Source organism: Vibrio kyushuensis (genome assembly GCF_050337325.1).
In the GTDB taxonomy this organism is placed as follows: Bacteria; Pseudomonadota; Gammaproteobacteria; order Enterobacterales; family Vibrionaceae; genus Vibrio; species Vibrio kyushuensis.
This window is the reverse complement of sequence record NZ_JAKJSV010000006.1, coordinates 41,617-61,810: the sequence shown is the minus strand read 5'-3', so window position 1 is coordinate 61,810 and position 20,194 is coordinate 41,617. Positions and strand designations below refer to the sequence as shown.

Annotated in this window: 17 protein-coding genes; 14 read left to right on the top strand and 3 right to left on the bottom strand. The window is 42.8% G+C overall.

The genetic code is table 11. The features are described from left to right. Positions 1 to 96: 96 nt before the first annotated feature. Positions 97 to 1,110 (top strand): LacI family DNA-binding transcriptional regulator, encoded by a 1,014-nt coding sequence (locus tag L4D20_RS13900; protein ID WP_428802200.1) that lies wholly within the window; start codon positions 97 to 99, stop codon positions 1,108 to 1,110. A 22-nt stretch (positions 1,111 to 1,132) separates the two neighbouring features. On the opposite strand, the gene L4D20_RS13895 is transcribed toward L4D20_RS13900, so the two are convergent. Continuing rightward, entirely contained in the window at positions 1,133 to 1,792 is a 660-nt protein-coding gene (locus L4D20_RS13895; protein ID WP_428802199.1) for an NAD(P)-dependent oxidoreductase, read from the bottom strand. Positions 1,793 to 1,931: 139 nt separating this feature from the next. Between L4D20_RS13895 and L4D20_RS13890 the strand changes: the two genes are divergently transcribed. Next, entirely contained in the window at positions 1,932 to 2,816 is an 885-nt protein-coding gene (locus tag L4D20_RS13890) for a LysR family transcriptional regulator (RefSeq protein WP_428802198.1), read from the top strand. Between the two features lie 53 nt (positions 2,817 to 2,869). Here L4D20_RS13890 and L4D20_RS13885 read toward each other — a convergent pair whose 3' ends face one another. Next, positions 2,870 to 3,793: a LysR substrate-binding domain-containing protein gene (locus L4D20_RS13885; RefSeq protein ID WP_428802197.1), complete on the bottom strand. Its 924-nt coding sequence runs from the start codon at positions 3,791 to 3,793 to the stop codon at positions 2,870 to 2,872. Between the two features lie 144 nt (positions 3,794 to 3,937). Here L4D20_RS13885 and L4D20_RS13880 point away from each other — a divergent pair, with 144 nt between their 5' ends. The 7 genes from L4D20_RS13880 (at position 3,938) to L4D20_RS13850 (ending at position 11,215) form a co-directional block, all read left to right on the top strand. Continuing rightward, positions 3,938 to 5,125: a M20 aminoacylase family protein gene (locus tag L4D20_RS13880; protein ID WP_428802196.1), complete on the top strand. Its 1,188-nt coding sequence runs from the start codon at positions 3,938 to 3,940 to the stop codon at positions 5,123 to 5,125. Positions 5,126 to 5,261: 136 nt separating this feature from the next. After that, a complete protein-coding gene (locus L4D20_RS13875; RefSeq protein ID WP_428802195.1) occupies positions 5,262 to 6,881 on the top strand; it encodes a sensor histidine kinase in 1,620 nt (539 codons plus the stop codon). Beyond that, positions 6,881 to 8,443, top strand: coding sequence for an HD domain-containing phosphohydrolase (locus L4D20_RS13870; RefSeq protein WP_428802194.1), 1,563 nt, complete (start codon positions 6,881 to 6,883; stop codon positions 8,441 to 8,443). Before L4D20_RS13875 ends, L4D20_RS13870 begins: the two co-directional genes overlap by 1 nt. A 100-nt stretch (positions 8,444 to 8,543) precedes the next feature. After that, positions 8,544 to 9,326, top strand: coding sequence for a hypothetical protein (locus L4D20_RS13865; RefSeq protein ID WP_428802193.1), 783 nt, complete (start codon positions 8,544 to 8,546; stop codon positions 9,324 to 9,326). A 147-nt stretch (positions 9,327 to 9,473) separates the two neighbouring features. Beyond that, positions 9,474 to 10,094 carry a LysE family translocator gene (locus L4D20_RS13860; RefSeq protein ID WP_428802192.1) on the top strand — a complete coding sequence of 207 codons (621 nt, stop codon included), beginning with the start codon at positions 9,474 to 9,476 and terminating at the stop codon, positions 10,092 to 10,094. 2 nt (positions 10,095 to 10,096) lie between these two features. Continuing rightward, positions 10,097 to 10,354: a hypothetical protein gene (locus L4D20_RS13855; protein WP_428802191.1), complete on the top strand. Its 258-nt coding sequence runs from the start codon at positions 10,097 to 10,099 to the stop codon at positions 10,352 to 10,354. A 93-nt stretch (positions 10,355 to 10,447) separates the two neighbouring features. Then, positions 10,448 to 11,215, top strand: a complete 768-nt coding sequence (locus tag L4D20_RS13850) for a siderophore ferric iron reductase (protein WP_428802190.1) — start codon at positions 10,448 to 10,450, stop codon at positions 11,213 to 11,215. A 49-nt stretch (positions 11,216 to 11,264) separates the two neighbouring features. Here L4D20_RS13850 and L4D20_RS13845 read toward each other — a convergent pair whose 3' ends face one another. Beyond that, the gene (locus L4D20_RS13845; RefSeq protein WP_428802189.1) at positions 11,265 to 12,545 is read right to left on the bottom strand and encodes an MFS transporter; all 1,281 of its coding nucleotides are present in this window, start codon (positions 12,543 to 12,545) and stop codon (positions 11,265 to 11,267) included. A 131-nt stretch (positions 12,546 to 12,676) separates the two neighbouring features. Between L4D20_RS13845 and L4D20_RS13840 the strand changes: the two genes are divergently transcribed. The 5 genes from L4D20_RS13840 (at position 12,677) to L4D20_RS13820 (ending at position 20,192) form a co-directional block, all read left to right on the top strand. Next, a complete protein-coding gene (locus tag L4D20_RS13840) occupies positions 12,677 to 13,444 on the top strand; it encodes an ABC transporter ATP-binding protein (RefSeq protein ID WP_428802531.1) in 768 nt (255 codons plus the stop codon). Positions 13,445 to 13,526: 82 nt separating this feature from the next. Next, on the top strand, positions 13,527 to 14,420 hold the full coding sequence (locus tag L4D20_RS13835) for an ABC transporter substrate-binding protein (RefSeq protein WP_428802188.1): 894 nt from the start codon (positions 13,527 to 13,529) through the stop codon (positions 14,418 to 14,420). Next, on the top strand, positions 14,420 to 16,417 hold the full coding sequence (gene fhuB / locus L4D20_RS13830) for a Fe(3+)-hydroxamate ABC transporter permease FhuB (RefSeq protein WP_428802187.1): 1,998 nt from the start codon (positions 14,420 to 14,422) through the stop codon (positions 16,415 to 16,417). The genes L4D20_RS13835 and fhuB overlap by 1 nt, the downstream gene beginning before the upstream one ends. A 218-nt stretch (positions 16,418 to 16,635) precedes the next feature. Then, positions 16,636 to 18,759 (top strand): TonB-dependent receptor, encoded by a 2,124-nt coding sequence (locus L4D20_RS13825; RefSeq protein ID WP_428802186.1) that lies wholly within the window; start codon positions 16,636 to 16,638, stop codon positions 18,757 to 18,759. Between the two features lie 317 nt (positions 18,760 to 19,076). After that, positions 19,077 to 20,192, top strand: a complete 1,116-nt coding sequence (locus tag L4D20_RS13820; RefSeq protein WP_428802185.1) for a phosphoserine transaminase — start codon at positions 19,077 to 19,079, stop codon at positions 20,190 to 20,192. The last annotated feature ends 2 nt before the right edge of the window (positions 20,193 to 20,194 follow it).

Genomic DNA, 20,194 nt, shown 5'->3' with positions numbered 1-20,194 from the left:
TTTACGGGTGAGCGGCTGATTAAAGTGGGGGAAACCTTTTCCCCCACGGATCTCATAACGGAATGCTAATTCATAATGAAAAGCTAAGGAGTGGTTTTGCGTAAGAAAAAAGCAACGGTTTACGATGTAGCCGAACGAGCAAATGTCTCTGTTAGTACTGTTTCACGCTATCTCAATCGAACATCTTATATCGTTAAAGAAAAAGTGGATGCAATCGAAAAAGCGATAGTCGATGTGAATTTCACGCCCAAGACGACCCAAAGCAGTGCTAAAACCAAACGTAATATGACATTGGGTGTGATATCCCCTGCATTTGATAGCCCGTTCATCTCTGAAATTCTAGGCGGAGTCTATTCTGAGGCAGTGAAAACATCTTATAAATTAGAGCTAGAGGCTTCAAACTGGGATCAAAATCGCGAGAGAAAAATCATTAAGCAGTTAATTACCCAGAAGGTGGATGGGTTGATTTTACTGGTTCCAACATTAGATATTAAAGAGATAAAACAATTGGTTGTAAATACGCCAGTGCTCTTCATTGCTCGTGATGGGGGCGGTTCGTATCCTTCATTATTGATAGATAATCAAATGGGTGGTTACATTGCGACCAATCACCTCATTCAACTAGGCCATAAAGAGATTGTATTTGTTACTGGAACAGAAGGCAGTTTAGATGGTGCAGAGCGATTTATTGGTTATAAACAGAGCCTAGAAAACGCAGGCATTGAGTTCAATTCGAATTTGGTGATTGACGGTGCGTATGAATCGCAAAAAGCGTTTGATTCTATGAGTGAGCTGATTGAACAAGGGGCGTCATTTAGTGCCATATTCTGTGCCAATGACACCAGTGCTTATGGTGTCATTCAAGCACTTCACCAGAAGGATATTCAAGTTCCAGCGCAAGTCTCTGTGATAGGCTTCGATGATCTTTCGACCTCTCAGTTTTTCATTCCACGTTTAACGACGATTAAGCAGCCATTACATTGCTTAGGACAAATATCCATTAAGCACATGTTGGATCTTATAAGCTCGAACACACCAGAGTATGTGATTCCACCCGTTACGCTGGTGGAGCGAGACAGCTGTATAGCGGCAATGGAACTATACGAATAATCTACGCTGCCTGATCATCAACCTAATTGGCGACGTAAACGGCCTTACCAAAGTAGTTATCTGATTTAACTTGCTCCACTAAAAATGTCGCTAGGCTGTGAATAGATACGTTTCCTCCCTGAAAGGTCGAGTGACTTGTTTTTAGAGGGGTCTTTGCCTGTGCATCATATAATCTTGCAGCGCGAGCAATAGTAAAGTCCACGTTACTACTGGTGAGTAGTTCAAGCTCTTGTTCACGATCTAGCCAAATATCTCCGAGAATTTTTGGCGCTAGTTTTGTTAATAGCAAACGTACGAGTAGGCTGTTCTTGTCATCAGGGTGTTGCAAGCTAGCGCCAGTGCATAACACGAAACGGCTAATGCCATGTTTTTCCATTAAAGGTAAAATAGAGCGGGTACTATTGGTCGAAATAAAATCACTCGCTGAAGACTTAGCCAGTTTAACGCTGGTATTCATGCCTGCAGGCCCTAAAGTGGAAATCACCGCACTAGCCCCATGCAGTAGAGCATCCAAAGCTCTCAAATCTTTAGCATCCCCTTTTATTACGTTGACACGTTTATGTATCGAAACCTTGTTCGGGTCACGAGCTAATACGTTTAACTTATAGCCAAGCGCTAAGGCTTGTTGTATCACTTGCTGACCCACTCGACCGGTACCGCCAATAATTGCTAATGTTTCCATTATTTTGTTCCCACTGTTTGATGTTGGAATCATTATGGCAATCTTTATTGGTCTTGATTAGTGGGTTAAATCTTACTTTACTGATACTATTTTAGTATCAATTATGTTGTCCAATATGTGATTAAGTGAAGCGTATTCAGTGTTAATAAATTACTTAAAAGCGATCGCCATATTCAGCACGGTTGCTGAAACCGAAAGCTTTACCGAAGCCGGGCGAAAACTTCAAATGCCACGAGGGAAAGTTAGCGAGCAAGTAGCAAAGTTAGAAGCCTATTTGGGCGTCAAGCTATTGCAGCGCAGCACACGTAGAGTATCGATAACAGCTGAAGGTCAGGCTCTTTATCAACAGGTGCAAGGGTTGCTTCCTAGTGCTATTCAGGGTGTGGATGAAGTAAAAAGTTTTAACTCGGAAATTAAAGGGGTTATTCGTTTAACAACGACACAGGATCATTACGAAACCTTGCTACTCCCTCTACTAAAGCAATTTAGTGAGCTCTACCCCAAAGTTCAGTTTGATTTAGTGATTAGCGAAGAGCCGTTATCAATCATTGATGAATCCATTGACTTGGCGATTCGCTCAGGAGACTTACCCGATTCAAATTTAGTGTCACTGCCCTTAACCTCAACTCAGCTAAAATTGTACGCTAGCCCGTTATTAAAAGAGCTTCCTGTGCGACCAGAACAGCTACCAATGTTTCCGTGGGTTAGCCTCTCGACCCCTAATATTGGAAATAACCTTACCTTACAGAACTCAAGTGACGACGTTGTGCAAGTGATACCAGTTAGTCAGCATAAAGCCAATAACATTGCCAGTTACATACCGTTATTGCAGCAAGGGTTTGGTATTGGGGTACTCGCCGAGGTATCCGCAAGAGAACTTGTAAAGAAAAAGCTGTTGATCCCCGTATTATCTAAGTGGCATGTTCAGCAATTACAGCTGTCGTTAATTTACCCTGCTAGATTACATATGGCTAAACGCACAAGGTTACTGCTTGATTTTATTCGCAATAACCTGGGTGACTAGATATAACAAGTAGTGGAGCACTTTGTTAGCTCTTAAATCGATAGGCTATGCTCTTACAATATGGCGCTGTGGCAACGCTCGACTTCTTGTAATACCAAGGTTTTAAGCGTTTGACTCATTTCAATTAATGCAGGGTCCATATTCTTCTCAAGTGGGAAAATCAGATTCGCGTGGTACTTCAACTCTTCCGAGAGAGGTTTAACGATTACGCCCGATGTGTTGGCGTGCGATGCGGATACACAATCGACAACACTCATACCAACTGATTCTTGAACCAGCTTAACGGCCATTTCTGCTAGCGACACCGTCCACACTTTTTTAGGCGTAGCATTATGTTGCTCTAGTAGTGCGTCAAGCTGTCGACGAGTACGTTCTTGCGCTTCGCCATAGATAAGCGTTTCACCATCAAAGTCGCTCACCTCTATAATCTCTTTATGCTCTAGTCGGTGCCCTTTAGGCAGAATACAAACTTGCGGTAGAGTAATGGGATAACTTTGATAGCGGCTATCAGGAGCCGTTATCGTCGTTATCCCCATATCAAAACGTTGGGCGATCATATCTTCAACAATCTGCTCTGAGCGGTAACTGAGAAGGTTAACTTCAATATCGGGGTAGTACTCGGTCAACTGCTTAGCGATTTTGGGTAGTACATTAATGGCAAACACGGAAACACAGCCCACTCGCAAAGTACCCTCAGCGATATCACGAATCTTGTCAGCAAACTTTTGCAATTGACGAATAGCAATGTAAGAACGTTCAACCTCTTGATAGAACAGTAGCCCGCGTCTTGTTGGTGACAATCGGTTATTAATACGTTCAAACAGCGCGAACCCTAAACGATCTTCAAGTCCTTTGAGTAAGCGGCTGATAGCAGGCTGCGAAATAAGCATCTTCTCTGCAGCTGCCGTTGCACTCTTGGTTTTCATGACCCAAGTAAAAGCTTCAATTTGACTGTCAGTAAATCCGCGGCTAGCCATAACTTTTCCTTATGGGGTGGTAACGAAGAGTCATTATCTCAGAATAATTGGCCGTTTTATAATGAAATAAAGTGAAATTTGGAGTTTACGATAAGGATTAGTTATGAGCTCTAGATGCGGTTTGTTTCTAAAAGTGGAGAGTCTATGAACCTTGAAATTGCAGAGAATCATACAATGTTTACCCAGTTAAGACATGATATTCATCGCCACCCAGAGCTTGGTTTTAAAGAGCTTAAAACCAGCCAAATGATCGTTGAAAAGCTCACCGAGTGGGGTTTTGACGAAGTGCACAGTGGCATTGCTCAAACAGGAGTTGTTGGGGTGCTGAAAGGCATGGGATCATCATCAAAAAGCATCGGACTGAGAGCTGATATGGACGCACTCTCGATGGACGAAGAAAATACGTTTGCCCACAAGTCGTGTCATTCTGGTGTTATGCACGGTTGTGGCCATGACGGGCATACGGCGATGTTGCTGGCTAGCGCTTGGTATTTATCAAAATATCGAAATTTTTCGGGCACAGTCAATTTCATTTTTCAACCCGCGGAAGAGGGGCTAGGTGGTGCCAAAGTCATGATTGACGAAGGGCTGTTTGAACGCTTTCCTTGCGACCGCATATATGGAATGCACAACATGCCGGGTATCCCTGAGGGGGAGTTTCATCTTCGTGAAGGTGCGCTTTTAGCCAGTAGCGATCGTTTTAATATCATCATCGAAGGGGTTGGTGGCCATGCTGCGATGCCAGAAAGAGTGGTCGATCCTGCCATTATCATGAGTAACATTGTTCTAGCCGCTCAAAGCATTGTCAGTCGAAATGTCTCGCCTTTAGAGTCTGCGGTTATTTCGATAACCGATCTGCACTGTGGTTCGGGGACTTATAATGTGATTGCGTCGACAGCGATCATGATGGGCTGCGTTCGAGCCTTTGATGAAAAGGTAAGAAAGCGAGTTATCGAACGTTTAACCACTGTGGTTGAGCAGACGGCTATCGCTCACGGCGCGACAGCAACGTTACGGATTCAAAAAGGGGGATACCCTGCAACGGTGAATCACAAAGAAGCGACACGCATAGCGGCTGAAGTGGCTGAGAAAGTCGTTGGTGAGGATAAAGTCAATAAGAACTGTACGCCACTGGGCGGTAGTGAAGATTTCTCATACATGTTGCAACAGGTACCGGGCTGTTATCTTCTACTTGGTAATGGATCTACTGGTGAAAAAGGAGGCGTATCTGTCCACAACCCAAGTTACGACTTTAACGATGAGATCATTCCGCAAGGAGCGTCATTTTTTATTGAATTGGTGAAGAGTGAATTGTCTTTAGTCACAAGCTAACCTCATCAATAAAAACAACAGCAGTCAAAGTTTGTAAGGGCTAGGGCTGCTTAATTTTTATGTAAGTATTAAAGCCGATTAGAAATAACAGCATCCGTGAACTAAATTAAATAATAAACGAATTGTTTGGATGCGTATGAGCGTTTCTAGTTGGGCGGAAAATTATTGCTCTCAAAGTTCTGCGTTGATGTTGTTATATCAACCAGAGCAGGGTTATATATGTGAAAGTAAAGGCTTAGCAGGAGAGCTTTCTCGTGGCTCTTTAAGTATGTCGCAATTTTTGAAAGGACTAACTTCAGAACAACAAAAACACCCCGATTTTAGTGCCTTCTCTCTCCACCTAGACAGCATCAACTGTATTGATGGCTTATATTGCTATCACCTCTCTCGTGTCACTTCCGATGACGATCAAAGCTGGCAAATGTTTGCCAATACGATGTCAAAGCTTCATGGGGTCATGCTTCGTTTGAGCCAATGTGAAACACTTGACCAGCTTTATCAGCATTCAATCCTAGAAGCTCAACAACACCTGTTTATCGATCGGTTAGCGATTTTGCTGCTCGACCATGAGACCAATGAAATGATTGGTACTTGGGGCACAGATGAAGACGGTAACATCAAGAATGAAACCGAGTTTCGTGGTCCAATTCCTGATGCACCTTGGGTAGAGCTAACACTTGCATCTAAAGAGCACGTTGAAGTGTGGAATAACGTTGATCTCTTGTACTACAACAAAGTTGTCGGCAAAGGCTGGAATGCCATGGCGGCAATATGGGATGGTGACACTCCCATAGGTTGGATCGCTTGTGATAACTTAATCAAAAAGAGACCAATGCAACCGTGGCTGAAAGAGATCCTAGGTCAATATGGTCAAGCGCTTGGTCATACAATAGTGAGGTTTAATAACCTTAAAAAGCTCAAAGACATTAATGATAACTTAGAGCATCTCGTTGCTGAGCGCTCTTCCCAACTGAGTGAGAAAATCCAATTACTAGAGAAAACTCAAGACGAATTAGTTGAGTCTGAAAAGCTAGCGTCGCTAGGTGGGCTTGTTGCTGGGGTTTCTCATGAAGTGAATACGCCTGTCGGTATAGGTGTTACAGCGGCGTCTCATTTGGTTGAAGAAGCGAAAGAGATCAGTAATCAGTATCAAAATAAAACAATGAAAAAATCAGATTTAGAAGGGTATTTTGAATACACATTAGAGAGTGGGCAAATTATTCAAGATAACCTGATGAGAGCAAGTGACTTAATCAAAAGTTTTAAACAATTGGCTGTAGAGCAATCCATTGACTCTACCTTTGATATTAATTTGAATGAGCTTGTGACCAATATTCAAAACAGCTTTCACCATAAAATGAAGCATCGCCCGATTACGTTTATTAATCATATAGATACCACCCTTATTTTTCATACCTGTTCGGGTAAGTTAAATCAAATCATTACTAACCTTGTAAATAACTCTTTAGTTCATGCTTTTGAGTCAGATAACGAAGGCAGCATTGAGATAAGTGCGCACATTGAGAGTGGAGCGTTACATATTTGCTATTTTGACACCGGCAGTGGTGTTGAAGATAGTGCGCTGGAAAAACTATTTGAGCCATTTTTTACGACCAAAAGAGGACAAGGTGGAACGGGGCTTGGGCTTAACATTGTTTACAACATTATAAAAAAATTGGATGGTCAAATCGAGTCCAGTCATGTGAAACCGTGTGGACTACAATTTGATATATTCTTACCGGCTAAGGTGAACTAATGAGTGATGATGATCTATTTAATGATGACTTTTTTGCCGAAGAGGAAACGGTAGAAGAAAAAGAAGTTCAAAGACCGTGGAATGTTCTAATCGTTGACGATGAAGAGGAAATTCATCGTGTAACGAAAATGGCGTTGAACAAGTTTGAGTTTGAAAATCGACCACTCAACTTTATCAGTGCCTTGTCTGCAGGCGAAGGTAAGCAAGCATTTTTAGATAATGAAAACATCGCTATGGTACTGCTTGATGTGGTGATGGAGACTGAGCATGCAGGGTTAGAGTTAGCGAAATGGATTAGAGATGAGCACGGCGATCTCAATGTTCGAATCGTTCTTAGAACTGGGCAACCGGGTCAATCACCCGAGCAGTCTGTAATCAAAGATTATGATATTAATGACTACAAGGCTAAGACCGAATTAACCGCACAAAAGCTATATACTGCCACGCTTACGGCGCTACGAGCCTATCAACATATTATGATATTGGAACATAGTAAGCTTGGTATGGAACAAGTCGTTAAAGCAACTAAAAATGTCATGGATAAACTGGGTTTCGTCGCTTTTTCAAAAGCAGCCCTTGAGCAAATTATCACTCTGATCAATGTCAGCGATACGATGTTGCTCGATTTAAGTACGCATCTTTCCCATGATCATGAAATCGTTGAAATAGACAGCGCAACGGTACAAATGATTTGTGGAACAGGTATTTTTGAGAACATTCAACAAGATAGCACACGCTTAAATGAACTACCTTTTAAAACGCTGTTGAAGAGGGCGCTAGATAGCGATTCATCGATCTTTGATGACAAAGAGCTACTAATCTATTGCAAAAGTGCCCATCATTCGGTTGCATTTTATATCGTGACTGAACATTGTTTAGGTCAAGTCGATCAGCACTTATTAGAAGTATTTACTGAAAACTTAGTGGTTGGGTTGAAAAATATCGATCTGAATGAGCAGATGAAAAAATCTCAACGCGAGGTTATATATCGATTGACGGAAGTTGTCGAAAATCGATCCAATGAAACGGGTTACCACGTGAAGCGTGTGGCGCGATATTGTGAGTTGCTCGGGAAACTATATGGGTTAGATGAAGAGGAGTGCGAGATAATACTGTTTGCTTCGCCTTTACATGATATTGGCAAGGTCGGTACACCAGACCGAATTTTAAACAAGCCAGCTAAGCTTGATGCCGAAGAGTGGGCGATAATGCAGGCTCATGCTCAAATTGGGCAGACGATGTTAGAAGGCTCGGATCTAGAGTTGCTGGATGCAGGGGCAATTATAGCAGGTACCCATCATGAACGCTGGGATGGTAACGGTTACCCAAATGGTACATCAGGCGAAAGTATCCCAATCTATGGACGAATTTGTGCATTAGCTGACATCTTTGATGCTCTTTGTTCTAAACGTGTTTATAAAGACCCATGGTCAGTTGATGATGTATTTGATTATATTGAGTCTGAGTCCGGTAAGTTTTTTGATCCTAAATTAGTCGAGCTATTTCTTGAAAACAAAAAACAGTTTCTACAAATTAAAGAAGAGTTAAAAGACCCAACTTAACAGCAATTGAATAGGCATGGCTTTACTCGATAATGATTAAATGTGATTTAAGTATTGTGTACCTACACTTACTAAGGTCATTAAATTATTGGGAAACGTCATGATTCGTAGTGTTTGTCAAAAGGTGCTCGTTGTCCTTATGGTTTCCCTAACTGCATTTATCGTAAATGCACAGGTTTATACTCAAGATAATCCTTTTGTTCTACAGGCGAATCAGCCCACAAATAATCCAGCAACAAAATGGTTAACCCTTGTCTACAAAGACCTGTTCGCTAGGTTAGAAATACCCCTTGAGATAATATATTTCCCTGAATTGCGTGCAAGTGTTGACGACAATGTTGATGGGCAATTTTCACGTGCTTTGAAATATGGAGATATTTACCCTCACCAACTCATAGTTGAGTTTCCCTTGCTCAGAATAAAAATTATCGCCGTGACGAAATATGACTCTGAAAAGTATTTGCATCACGGGTGGGAGAGTTTTAAAGAAAAGGAATTTAGGATCGATTACATGCGAGGTGTCGAAGTGGTAGAGAAAAACCTACAAAAGTGGGCGGACCCTAAATATGTAGAGGCGGTGAGTAGTGTGGAACAAGGCTTACTCAAACTGAAGCATGGTAGAACAGATTTTTTCATTCACCCAAACTTGGCATTATTCAGCTTCCTTAAATCAAAAGAGTTCAGAAATGATATTGCTGGCGCGGGAGTCCTGGTTACGATCTATGCCTACCCCTATGTGAATATTAAACACAAAGAAATGGTGCCTGCCATACTGAAAACATTGAACGAGATGAAAGCTGAAGGGAAAATTCGGCAATATTGCTACGAGACTTTTGGCGAGCACGCCATTGAACTATGTGAGGAAGTGCTGCCAGCAGGGTAAATTAATACTTTCTGGTGATTAGGTATAAAAAATCGAAGTAAGTGTTATTCGTTTCTTATTGAGTTTACCGCTGATGAACGTATCGACTATATATAAAAAAATGCTAAGCTCGATTAACTAACCCTACTATCAATAAGTAACTACTCAATGAACACCGCTCTGCTAGGAATGTTTATTCCGACGTTTTTCTTTGTCTCTATCACTCCGGGAATGTGTATGACCCTAGCGTTAACGCTGGGTATGAGCATTGGCTATCGCCGTACGTTATGGATGATGGTGGGTGAACTCGTCGGTGTTGGACTCGTTGCTATTGCCGCTGTATTAGGTATTGCTGCGGTGATGTTGAATTATCCGTGGTTATTCGTGGCACTTAAAATAGTTGGCGGAAGCTATCTATTTTACTTGGGTGTTCAGATGTGGCGTTCAAAAGGAAAACTCGCCATTAATTTGGATGAACAAGAGCAGACCAAGCAAGGAGATTGGGATCTTGTTGTTCAAGGGTTTGTCACCGCTATCGCCAACCCCAAGGGTTGGGCGTTTATGATCTCTCTTCTTCCTCCATTTATTGATCAAAGTGTTGATTTGGCACCCCAGTTAGTGGTTCTTGTTTCAATCATATTATTGTTTGAATTTATCTGCATGACTCTCTATGCAACTGGCGGTAAAGGCCTTAAACGTATGCTTGGTCACTCAAAAAATGTGAGGCTAATGAACCGAATAGCGGGCTCACTAATGATGGGTGTAGCGGTTTGGCTATTGGCAAGTTGAGTATGCTAAGTAGAGTAAAAGCTGCCATCGCAGAGACTCTAGATTTTCAATCTAGGTTATGGGTTGTGAATGTCTTTACTGGCGACAACAAAGGCGAGTCGTTTGTTGTCAATGAAGACGGTTTTAATGAACCGCTTCAATGGATGAAAAGAAAAGGTTATAGCACGTTAATGCTAGAGCAGGTTGATGACATGAGACGATCGCAAGTTATTGAGTTTGAACTTGAGTCAGTTAAGCATCGCCTAATGAGGGTAAAATAGGGCAACTAAAGTTATTGGTAATGATAATCAATTGCGATCGTGGTGATTTAACTCTATTCTAGGCTCTTCTTCATTCAGCCTATATCTACCTCTATGTCGTCAGAACTGCCACAAGACTTGTCTCAACACCATACTCATAATCAGTTGTTCGAGTATTCAAAACAGATAACACCGTATCTTTCAGGAAAGTTAGAGGCGTTGCCTGAGAATCCAAAAACACACGGTATTCTGCATTTTGACTATGAGTGCAGCCAGTTGATTCGTAAACTGTATGATGAGCTTGCGGAGCAAAATCCAGAAGCGGGCAGGGCGTATTGGTTAACAAGAACGTGGGACTTACTCTGCTGGCAACCTGTCTATCTCTCGTTTGTTTCTATCTACGCTTGTCACGCGCTACCTGATATCAAAAAAATTGCCCAAATTGTTCAAAGTGGTTTTATTGCGGGTTATCAATTTGAATTACCAGACCATATCCATGGTGATGAAACGCACTTAATCGAGTCTGCGGGACAACAGTTACAAGAACTGTTTAATTTCTATCGTAGTGAAATGAGTGAATGGACCAGAATTCGCCCCGGTTTTACCAATCGACTTTTCGCTGATGGTTTGCTCAGCTGTATCATAAAATTACAAGCGTTCGCACCTGAATTGCCTAATCAATATCTCCTTCAACAAGCTAAGCTTTGGCTCCGTGCATGTAACCTTCCAGAAAAACTTCTTCAATCGTTATCCGTTGATTCTGAATATAATCAACTCAAACTAGTACGTACGAGTTGCTGTTTAGTCTACAAATGTAAGGGCCGAAAGCTCTGCGCAGACTGTCCACGTGAACCTAAAAATAAAAAGCCAATTATTCGCTAATTCTTAGCCTTGATTTGTCTTTCAAATCTTTAGTCATTTAATTATGTAGTTATTTAGCTTTATCGCTTTCAAGCACATTAGCGCTCGGGCGTTGTAGCCAGGCGATAAACATAATGGTTGCGGAAAGCAAAATACAGATAACGACCGGATAGGTAGGATCCAGTGTTGAAGTGAAAGCGAGTAAAGAAGCCACACTATAACCCAATGTATGCGACATCGATATGTAGCCAGCGGTGATCCCTGGGCTACAGAGGTTCGCTTGAGACGCCATTGCGGTATAAGCCGGTACAAGAAGAGCAGCACCGCACGAGCTAATGGCCATGCCGATTGGGAATAACCAAATATTCTCACTTAAATAGACGACGAAGCCGAAGGTTAAATACGTCGCTCCCACCTTAAACATCAACATTAGATCGAGTTTCTTTTTCTTAATCACGAGTAGTTGGGTAAGAAGGGTAACCGCTGCACTTATTGTCAGTAAAACACCAATCGCATCACTGATCTTAGTAATCGGCCACTCTGTTATTGAACCGATTAGAGGTGAGAAGCTGTATTGAAGCAGCGCAATGACGGCGCAGAGTAACAATCCGGAAATAAGGAAAGGCCAGATAGAAAATAGAGAGGTCCATGGGGAGGTCGATGCGTTCGAGTCACCTGAAACCTGTGCGGGTTGAATGTCGGACTTATTGTTTTCTGCTTGGCTGCTCTCTTCTTGGTTTTTTTCTAGATCAGGAGTAGGTAGCAAACTTGCTATCACTAACGCTATCAAAGGAAAGCCAATCATAATGAAAAGTGGTGCATAGACGTTCACTTTGAGTAAAAGAATGGACAGTATTGGTCCGGCTAATCGACCCGTACTTAAACCGATACTGACCGAAGTGATCGCCTGCAATCGATTTTCTGAGCCACACAATATGATCGCCCAATGTTGGCTGGCGGGTACCATGCCTGCAACGGTACAGCCATAAATAATTCGAGCTAATACCAACCCAGCGAGCCAGTAATGTGCGATAGCAGGTGCTTGTTCACTCAAGACCGTAAATAGCAGTAACAGAGCAAAACTGATACTCATCCCAATTAACGCTTGAATCACTACGTATTTGGGACCATTTCGGTCACTGAAACGTCCCCAAAACGGTGCTGAAGGGAGAAAAAGAAAACTGCCGATCGCGATAACGACGGACCAGACGGGTAAAGAGAAAGCCGAATGCTCAACCAGAAATGGCAAGGAAACTAGCAAACCGTTTTGACCAATTCCCATTAACGCTGAGATCATAGCAATGGTACTTAACTGAATGTTTTTATTTTTTATTTTCGTAGGACTTATCATTAATATTTCGTATGGATATTACTAATAGAATGATCATCCTAGCAATGATTAATCTATATGAAAATCATTATCATTAGCGTTCGTCTGTGGTAAAGTTCACGCACTTCTCGTTCTTAACTATTTTTGCCTTCATGTACCAATTACTCGATACGTCGTTTGAAATCGATGGAAATAATATTCTTCAATCAACCAATTTGACCTTCCAAACTGGAAAAGTAACGACCTTGCTTGGCCATAATGGTTGCGGAAAGTCGACGCTGATTAAACTGCTTAGTCGCCAAAACAGTCCTGCCAGTGGAAAAGTGCTGTTAAACGGTGAGAGTGTTGCCGATCTAACTAGCCAGCAGTTCGCACTGAACGTCGCTTATCTCCCTCAGCACCCACCGATCACTGATGGTGTAACCGTAAGAGAACTGGTCTGTTTTGGTCGTTATCCGTGGAAAGGCGCATTTGGTCGTTACAGTCAGAAAGATCATCAACTGGTGGATGAAGCGATTGAGAAAGTAGGACTTACGACATTTTCAGATCGGTTTGTTGCCACGTTATCTGGTGGTGAAAGGCAGCGCGCTTGGGTCGCGATGTTATTAGCGCAACAGAGTCAATGTATTGTGCTGGATGAGCCAACTTCCGCATTAGACGTTGCACATCAATATGAATTGCTGGCACTTATTCGAGAGCTTAACCAAACATTGGGCCTGACGGTCATTATGGTTCTGCATGACATTAATATGGCGGCCAAGTTTAGCGATCATCTTGTTGCACTTCATTCTGGAAGAGTGATTGCTGAAGGGACACCTGAAGAGTTCATGACCCCCGAAGTTTTACATCAAATCTATGGAATGGAACTGGCGCTGTTTCAGCATCCAGAAACGGGTCAGTCGATTAGCTATATCCCTTAGTGATTTTCTAGCCATAAAAAGTAATAGCCACCATAGGTGATCCCTAACAATATTTTGGATATCAACAATAAGGAATAAGGTTGTGAAAAAGATATTCGCTCTACTGTCTATTTTCTGCGTAGCGTCGGTTCAGGCTATCGAGATAAAACATTTATTAGGCAAAGAGGTGTTTGAACAAACGCCAATCAAAGTAGTCACCCTAGATTGGGCATTGACCGAGACGGTATTGAGTCTAGGTGTTATACCTCAGGGTGTTGCTAATGTTAAGGGGTATCAAAATTGGGTAAGTAAGCCTGAACTAAGTAACTCAGTAACCGATGTTGGATCGCGCAGAGAGCCAAACCTAGAGTTGTTGAGCGAGCTTAAACCTGACGTCATTTTGATCAGTGAGGATATGGCACCGGCTCACCGCCAACTTCAAAAAATTGCACCGACCTTGGTTTTTAGTATTTATAGCGACAGAAAAGCCCCACTTTCTGCTGCAAAGCAGGTGACGTCGCAGCTCGGTTTGTTACTAGACAAGCAAGAACAAGCGACTCGTGTCATAGAGCAAACTGATCAGCTGCTTGCGGAAAATGGCAACAAGATTAAGCAAAGCCAATTGGTTAGTCAGGATCTTCTGTTTGTACGTTTCATTAATGACAAGACAGTACGTGTTCACAGTAAAGGCTCTTTGGCTCAGTCAACCATTCAAGGGATGGGACTAACAAATTCATGGCAAGAAAAAACCAATATGTGGGGATTCACTACGGCTGGTATTGAGAAGCTTGCTGAGCATCAAGACAGCAATGTCATGATCTTTGGACCATTGAAAGCGGATCAACGTGCCCAATTACAGCAATCCCCTTTATGGCAAGCGATGAAATTTACGCGAACAGACTCTGTCTATGAGCTGCCGCCAATTTGGACATTTGGTGGTTTGATTGCTGCGCAGCGATTCAGTAACAGTATTACGAAACAATTACTAAATAACTAATGAATACAGAAGTATTAGAAAAGCCACAAATGAAGAGTCATAACAAAGGGCTAGCCGTTGTCGCACTCTTTGGTGTTGTACTGGCGCTTATTCAATGGACAGTGCCGTATTCTCAAGGCTTTGGCTTGTTGTGGCAAACTGCCTTTCATTATGATTCGGCTAACTATCAGCACCTTATCGTTAATCTCACGTATCTTCCTCGTTTGACGATAGCCATTTTGTGTGGGTTTTCATTGGCGGTTGCAGGTTGTGTCATGCAGTTTGTTTTGCGTAACCCAATTGCATCTCCAACAACTCTTGGTGTTGCTGCGGGGGCTGAGTTGGGGATGATACTGGGCATATTGCTGATTCCTGCCAATTTAACCTTAATTGGCAGCCAATTTATTCCAGCGTTTCTAGGTGGATGTTTAGCAACAGCACTGGTCTTTGTGTTATCGGCAAAGCGAGGATTTTCCCCCGTTCACATGGTATTGGCTGGCATGGTGATTAGCCTGTTCTTTGGTTCACTCAATACCATGCTGTTGCTGCTCAACGAACAGCATTTGACCAGTGTCTTTGTATGGGGTGCAGGCACACTGAATCAAAATGGTTGGTCGAGTGTCACGACACTGTTACCGCTGATTATAGTTCCTTTGACTTTACTATTGCTACTCGAGCGTCCGTTGTCAGCGTTACAGCTTGGCGATGGTGTTGCCAACTCTATTGGAGTTAATGTTAAAGCCATTAAAGTAACGTGTTTAGTCTTAGCAATCTCTATCACCGCCGCAGTGGTGAGTGAAATTGGTTTGATTGGCTTTGTCGGTATTGTTGCACCTGCACTAGTTCGCATGCTTAGGGTGCGAAGGCTTCGTTATCAAATCGTAGCTAGCGGTGCTATTGGTTCACTCATGCTATTGATTGCTGACCTGATCATTCAGCCATTTTCGGGTGTCGGTGGAGAAATGCTGCCTACCGGAGCCATGACCGCGTTAATCGGTGCGCCTTTCTTGCTTTGGTTATTAAATCGTAAAGTGATGCAGTCCGATCTCAAGGCTAGAGATGAGTCATTCACACATTACCGCACTCGTCAGTTATCGACAGCGCTTATGGTTCTGCTTCCTTTACTATTTATCGTTTTGGCTTTTGTTTTAGTCGTTGGTAAAGACTCACAAGGCTGGAATATCGCTCGAAGTATGTCGATATTGGAACTGCGCATTCCAAGAGCATCTATTGCCATGCTCGCAGGTGTTGGTCTGGCGATCGCAGGTACGGCCATTCAACGAGTATCGACCAACCCTATGGCCAGCCCTGAGATATTAGGTATTAGTTCGGGTGCAGCGTTAGCCTTAGTACTCGGTGCTGTTCTGGGTATCGCTGTAGATCGACATGAGCAAATGCTATTGGGAACCGCAGGAGCACTGTTTGTCACTAGTATTATTTGGTGGATGGGTAAGAAGCAAAACTTTGCGCCAACACAAATGCTATTAACTGGAATTGCTTTGAGCGCAGGTCTCGATGCATTGTTGCGTATCGCGATGTCGTCTGGGCAAGACAACGTAACGGCACTGATTACATGGCTCTCTGGTTCAACGTATCTGGTCGCAATGTCTGACGTGTATTTACTCCTCATTGGTGTTGTTATTCTTGGATCTGCGGCGTTAGCGGGTCATCGATGGTTTGATCTCATTGGGCTAGGGGAGGTTGGGGCCGCAAGTGTCGGAATAAACTGTCGAAAAGTTAGAGCTTTGCTTTTGCTCCTTGTTGCGGCAATGACAACGCTTTGCACTATCGTGATTGGTCCACTGAGTTTTATCGGGTTGTTAGCACCGCATCTAGCTCGTTCATTACATCAATATAAAGCGTCAAATCAATTGGTCACTGCAAGCCTATTAGGTGGAATATTAATGCTATTAGCTGATTGGCTAGGGCGAACTCTATGGTTCCCATGGCAGTTCCCTGCTGGGTTATTAGCTTCTCTTATCGGTGGCGGCTACTTCCTTTACTTGATGAGGAAGTAACTAGATGTAGCTCTATATAGCTGATAACAAATGTATTAAAGCCAGTTGGATTGAAGAATTCAGCTGGCTTTTTCTTTGCCGGTTTATTGTGCTTATTTCTTAGGCCGTAAAATTCATTTCATACAAATAGTTACAAATAATGATGGTAATGGAGTGGCGAATGAGTATGATTATCATCCGCAAGTGCGGTGGTCATATTTAATAATAAGAGAAAAATAATGAAAGTTAACAAAGGAAAGTTTCAACTGTCTTTAATTTCAGTTGCGTTAGCGTCAGCAACAAGCTTTGTACCTTCACTCGTCCAAGCTGAAGAGTACACAACAACCCAAGAAAAAATGGTCGTTGTTTCAAGCCGAACTCCGAAAGCGATCAGCGAAATTCCAGGTACAGTTTGGTATATCGATGCTGAACAGATTGAGCAGGAATATCGTGGTGGTAAAAATCTAGATGAAATCCTAGCAGCAACGATTCCGTCTCTTGACGTAAGTAGTGGTGGTCGTACTCACTCAGGTCAGAATCTACGTGGTCGCAGCATCATGGTTATGATTGATGGCGTATCGCTGCAATCAGTCCGTTCAATTAGTCGTCAATTAGATTCGATTGACCCATTCAACATTGAGCGTATCGAAGTGCTGTCGGGTGCGAGTTCGATTTATGGAGCGGGTGCGAGTGGCGGTGTGATCAACATTATCACTAAGAAAGCCGTTGGTGGAGAGCTAGAGTTCGAAACTTATGTAGGTGGAACGTCTGGCTTTAATGGTAGCGAAGACTTTGACTACAAGCTTGCGCAATCAATCGCGGGCGGAAATGAGAAAGTACAAGGTCGTGCATCTGTGGCCTACACAAGCACTCAGGCTTACTACGATGCTAATGGTGATATGGTCACTCCAGATATTACCCAAGGCTCGACTCAGTTTAATGAAACGATTGATCTACTAGGTAACGTGCAGATCAATCTCGCTGAGAATCAAAACCTACAATTACTGGCTCAGTACTACAATAGTCAGCAAGATACGCCTTACGGCCTCTATTTTGAAAAAGATGCCGATGGTAACTTCCAATTCGTTGACGTTCGTGAAGGTTATGCTGCGGATCGCCAACAAGGCACAGAACGTGTCATGTTAAGTGCGGTGTACAACAACACTGATTTCCTTAATCATCAGTTGATTACAGAGCTATCTTACCGTTCTGAAGAGCATACGTTTATGCCGTACACTTCAGCGGGTAGATCAACGTTAGCAACCAGCTCTTCTAAGCAAAGCACTGACATTGTTTCACTTAAAGCGGCGCTGAATAAGTCGTTCAATGCCCTTAACCTGACTTACGGGGTTGATGGCTTTATCGATAGTTTCGATAGTGACAATGCGTTGTATGACCAATCAATAACAGAAGGCTCTGGTGGTCTAGTTAACCAAATCGATGAAATGGCAGGTCGTTACCCTGGTGTTGATACTCAAGCACTTGCTGGTTTCCTACAGGCTGAATACGCATTGACTGATGATTGGACTTTGCAAGGCGGTTACCGCTACCAGTATATGAACACCGAGATCTCTGACTTCCAAAAAGACTCGAGTTCAGACTTTGTTCCAGGCGGCGAAACCGATTACTCAGAAAGCCTATTCAATCTAGGTACGATTTATCAGCTATCTTCAGAATCTCAGGTATGGGCAAACTTCTCACAAGGTTTCGACTTAGCAAACCCAGCTAAATACTACGGTAAAGATGCCAGTGTTAATGTTAACGATACCAAGCTAGAAGGCATCAAAACAGACAGCTACGAGTTAGGCTACCGTTATGACCATAACGAGCTTTCTTTCCAAACCGCAGCATACTACTCGTATTCAGACGGTTCTGTTGAGTATGCTGATGATCAATCGATTAAAGGTATCTCTAACCCGATTCGTGTTTACGGCGCGGAAGCGCAAGTATCATATTGGGTAATGGATAACCTACAGCTGGGTGCATCTGGTCACTATGTTGTCTCTGAAGAAGAGGGTGATAACGGTTGGGAAGACTACGAAGCAATGAGCGCAAGTACGTCTAAGGCGAGTACTTGGGTGGGTTGGTATGAATCGGACTACAATGTGAAGCTACAAAGCCTAACAGCGTTTAATTATGAAGATGCAGACAGCCGTAAGATTGAAGGCTATACCGTTGTCGATCTAATTGGTAGCTACCAGCTTCCTGTGGGTAGCCTAGGCTTTGGTATCAAGAACTTATTTGATGAAAGTTACCAAACAACTTGGAGCCAACGTGCAACGTACTGGTACGGTGATTCAGACATGTTTAATTACCAAGGTCGCGGCCGAACTTACACGCTAAACTACCAAGTAAAATACTAACGACTCGTTATTTAAATAAATGATGATGTCTTTATTGTTTACCTAGTTGGTGGACGATAATTAATAAAAAAGGGACCTGATGGTCCTTTTTTATTCAATTCTATTTCATCTATTTTGTTTGACTGTTCCCAAGACTAAAAAGGGCACAGCTCTCTAAACTGAGTAATTATTGTTGATGAAATTGCGTCTTCGGTTAGTGATCCCTCTATAGCCCTCATTATTTTAAACAAATTCAAACTATCCTATTGCCAACAGGTGGCGTTTACTGAGATTATTTTGCATAGATATTCAACATTCGTCTTATAGGCAGGGAGCTTATGAAACCTCAAATTAAACCTCAGAACCCAAACTTCTCTTCTGGACCTTGTGCTAAACGCCCAGGTTATGACATCTCTAAACTCGATACCTCGACATTAGGTCGTTCGCACCGTAGTAGCATTGGTAAAGCGGCACTAGCTGAGTCTATCGACAGAACCAAAGCGCTGTTAGGTATTCCAGACGATTACCGTGTGGGTATTGTGCCAGCCTCTGACACTGGTGCGATGGAGATGGTAATGTGGTCGGCATTGGGCGCTCGCCCTGTCGATGTCTTCCACTGGGAGTCTTTCGGCTCTGGATGGCTAGCTGATATCACTAAACAGCTTAAATTAGACAATGTGAATTCGTATCCAGCTGAATACGGAGAGCTTCCTGACTTTACACAAGCAAACTTTAACAATGACGTCATCTTCACTTGGAATGGCACAACGTCTGGTGTGAAAGTTCCGAACGGCGATTGGATTAGCGATGATCGTGAAGGGTTGACTATTTGTGATGCTACTTCTGCAGTCTTCGCAATGGAGATGCCGTGGAACAAGCTTGATGTTGTGACCTTTAGCTGGCAGAAAGTACTCGGCGGTGAAGGAGCTCATGGCATTATTGTGCTAAGCCCAAGTGCAGTAGCGCGATTAGAATCTTATACGCCTCCTTGGCCGTTACCAAAGATTTTCCGTATGACGAGTGGTGGAAAGCTAATTGAAGGTATCTTTAAAGGCGCGACTATCAACACCCCGTCTATGTTATGTGTTGCCGATTACCTTGATGCGCTCAATTGGATTGAGAAAATCGGTGGTGTGAACGCTGCTATTGAAAAATCTCAAGATAACCTTTCTGTATTGTCTAACTTTGTCGAGTCGAGAAACTGGATACACTTTCTTGCGAAAAATGAAAGTGAACGTTCCAATACCAGTGTCTGCTTTAAGCTCGATGTTAATGCTGATCAGCTAAAAGACATGATTAAACTGCTTGATAGCGAAGGTGTCGCTTACGACATTGGAGCCTATAAAGATGCGCCATCTGGTCTTCGAATCTGGGCTGGGGCAACGGTTGATGCGATTAACTTAGAAACGCTATTGCCGTGGTTAGACTGGGCGTACGCAGAAGTCACCAAATAAAA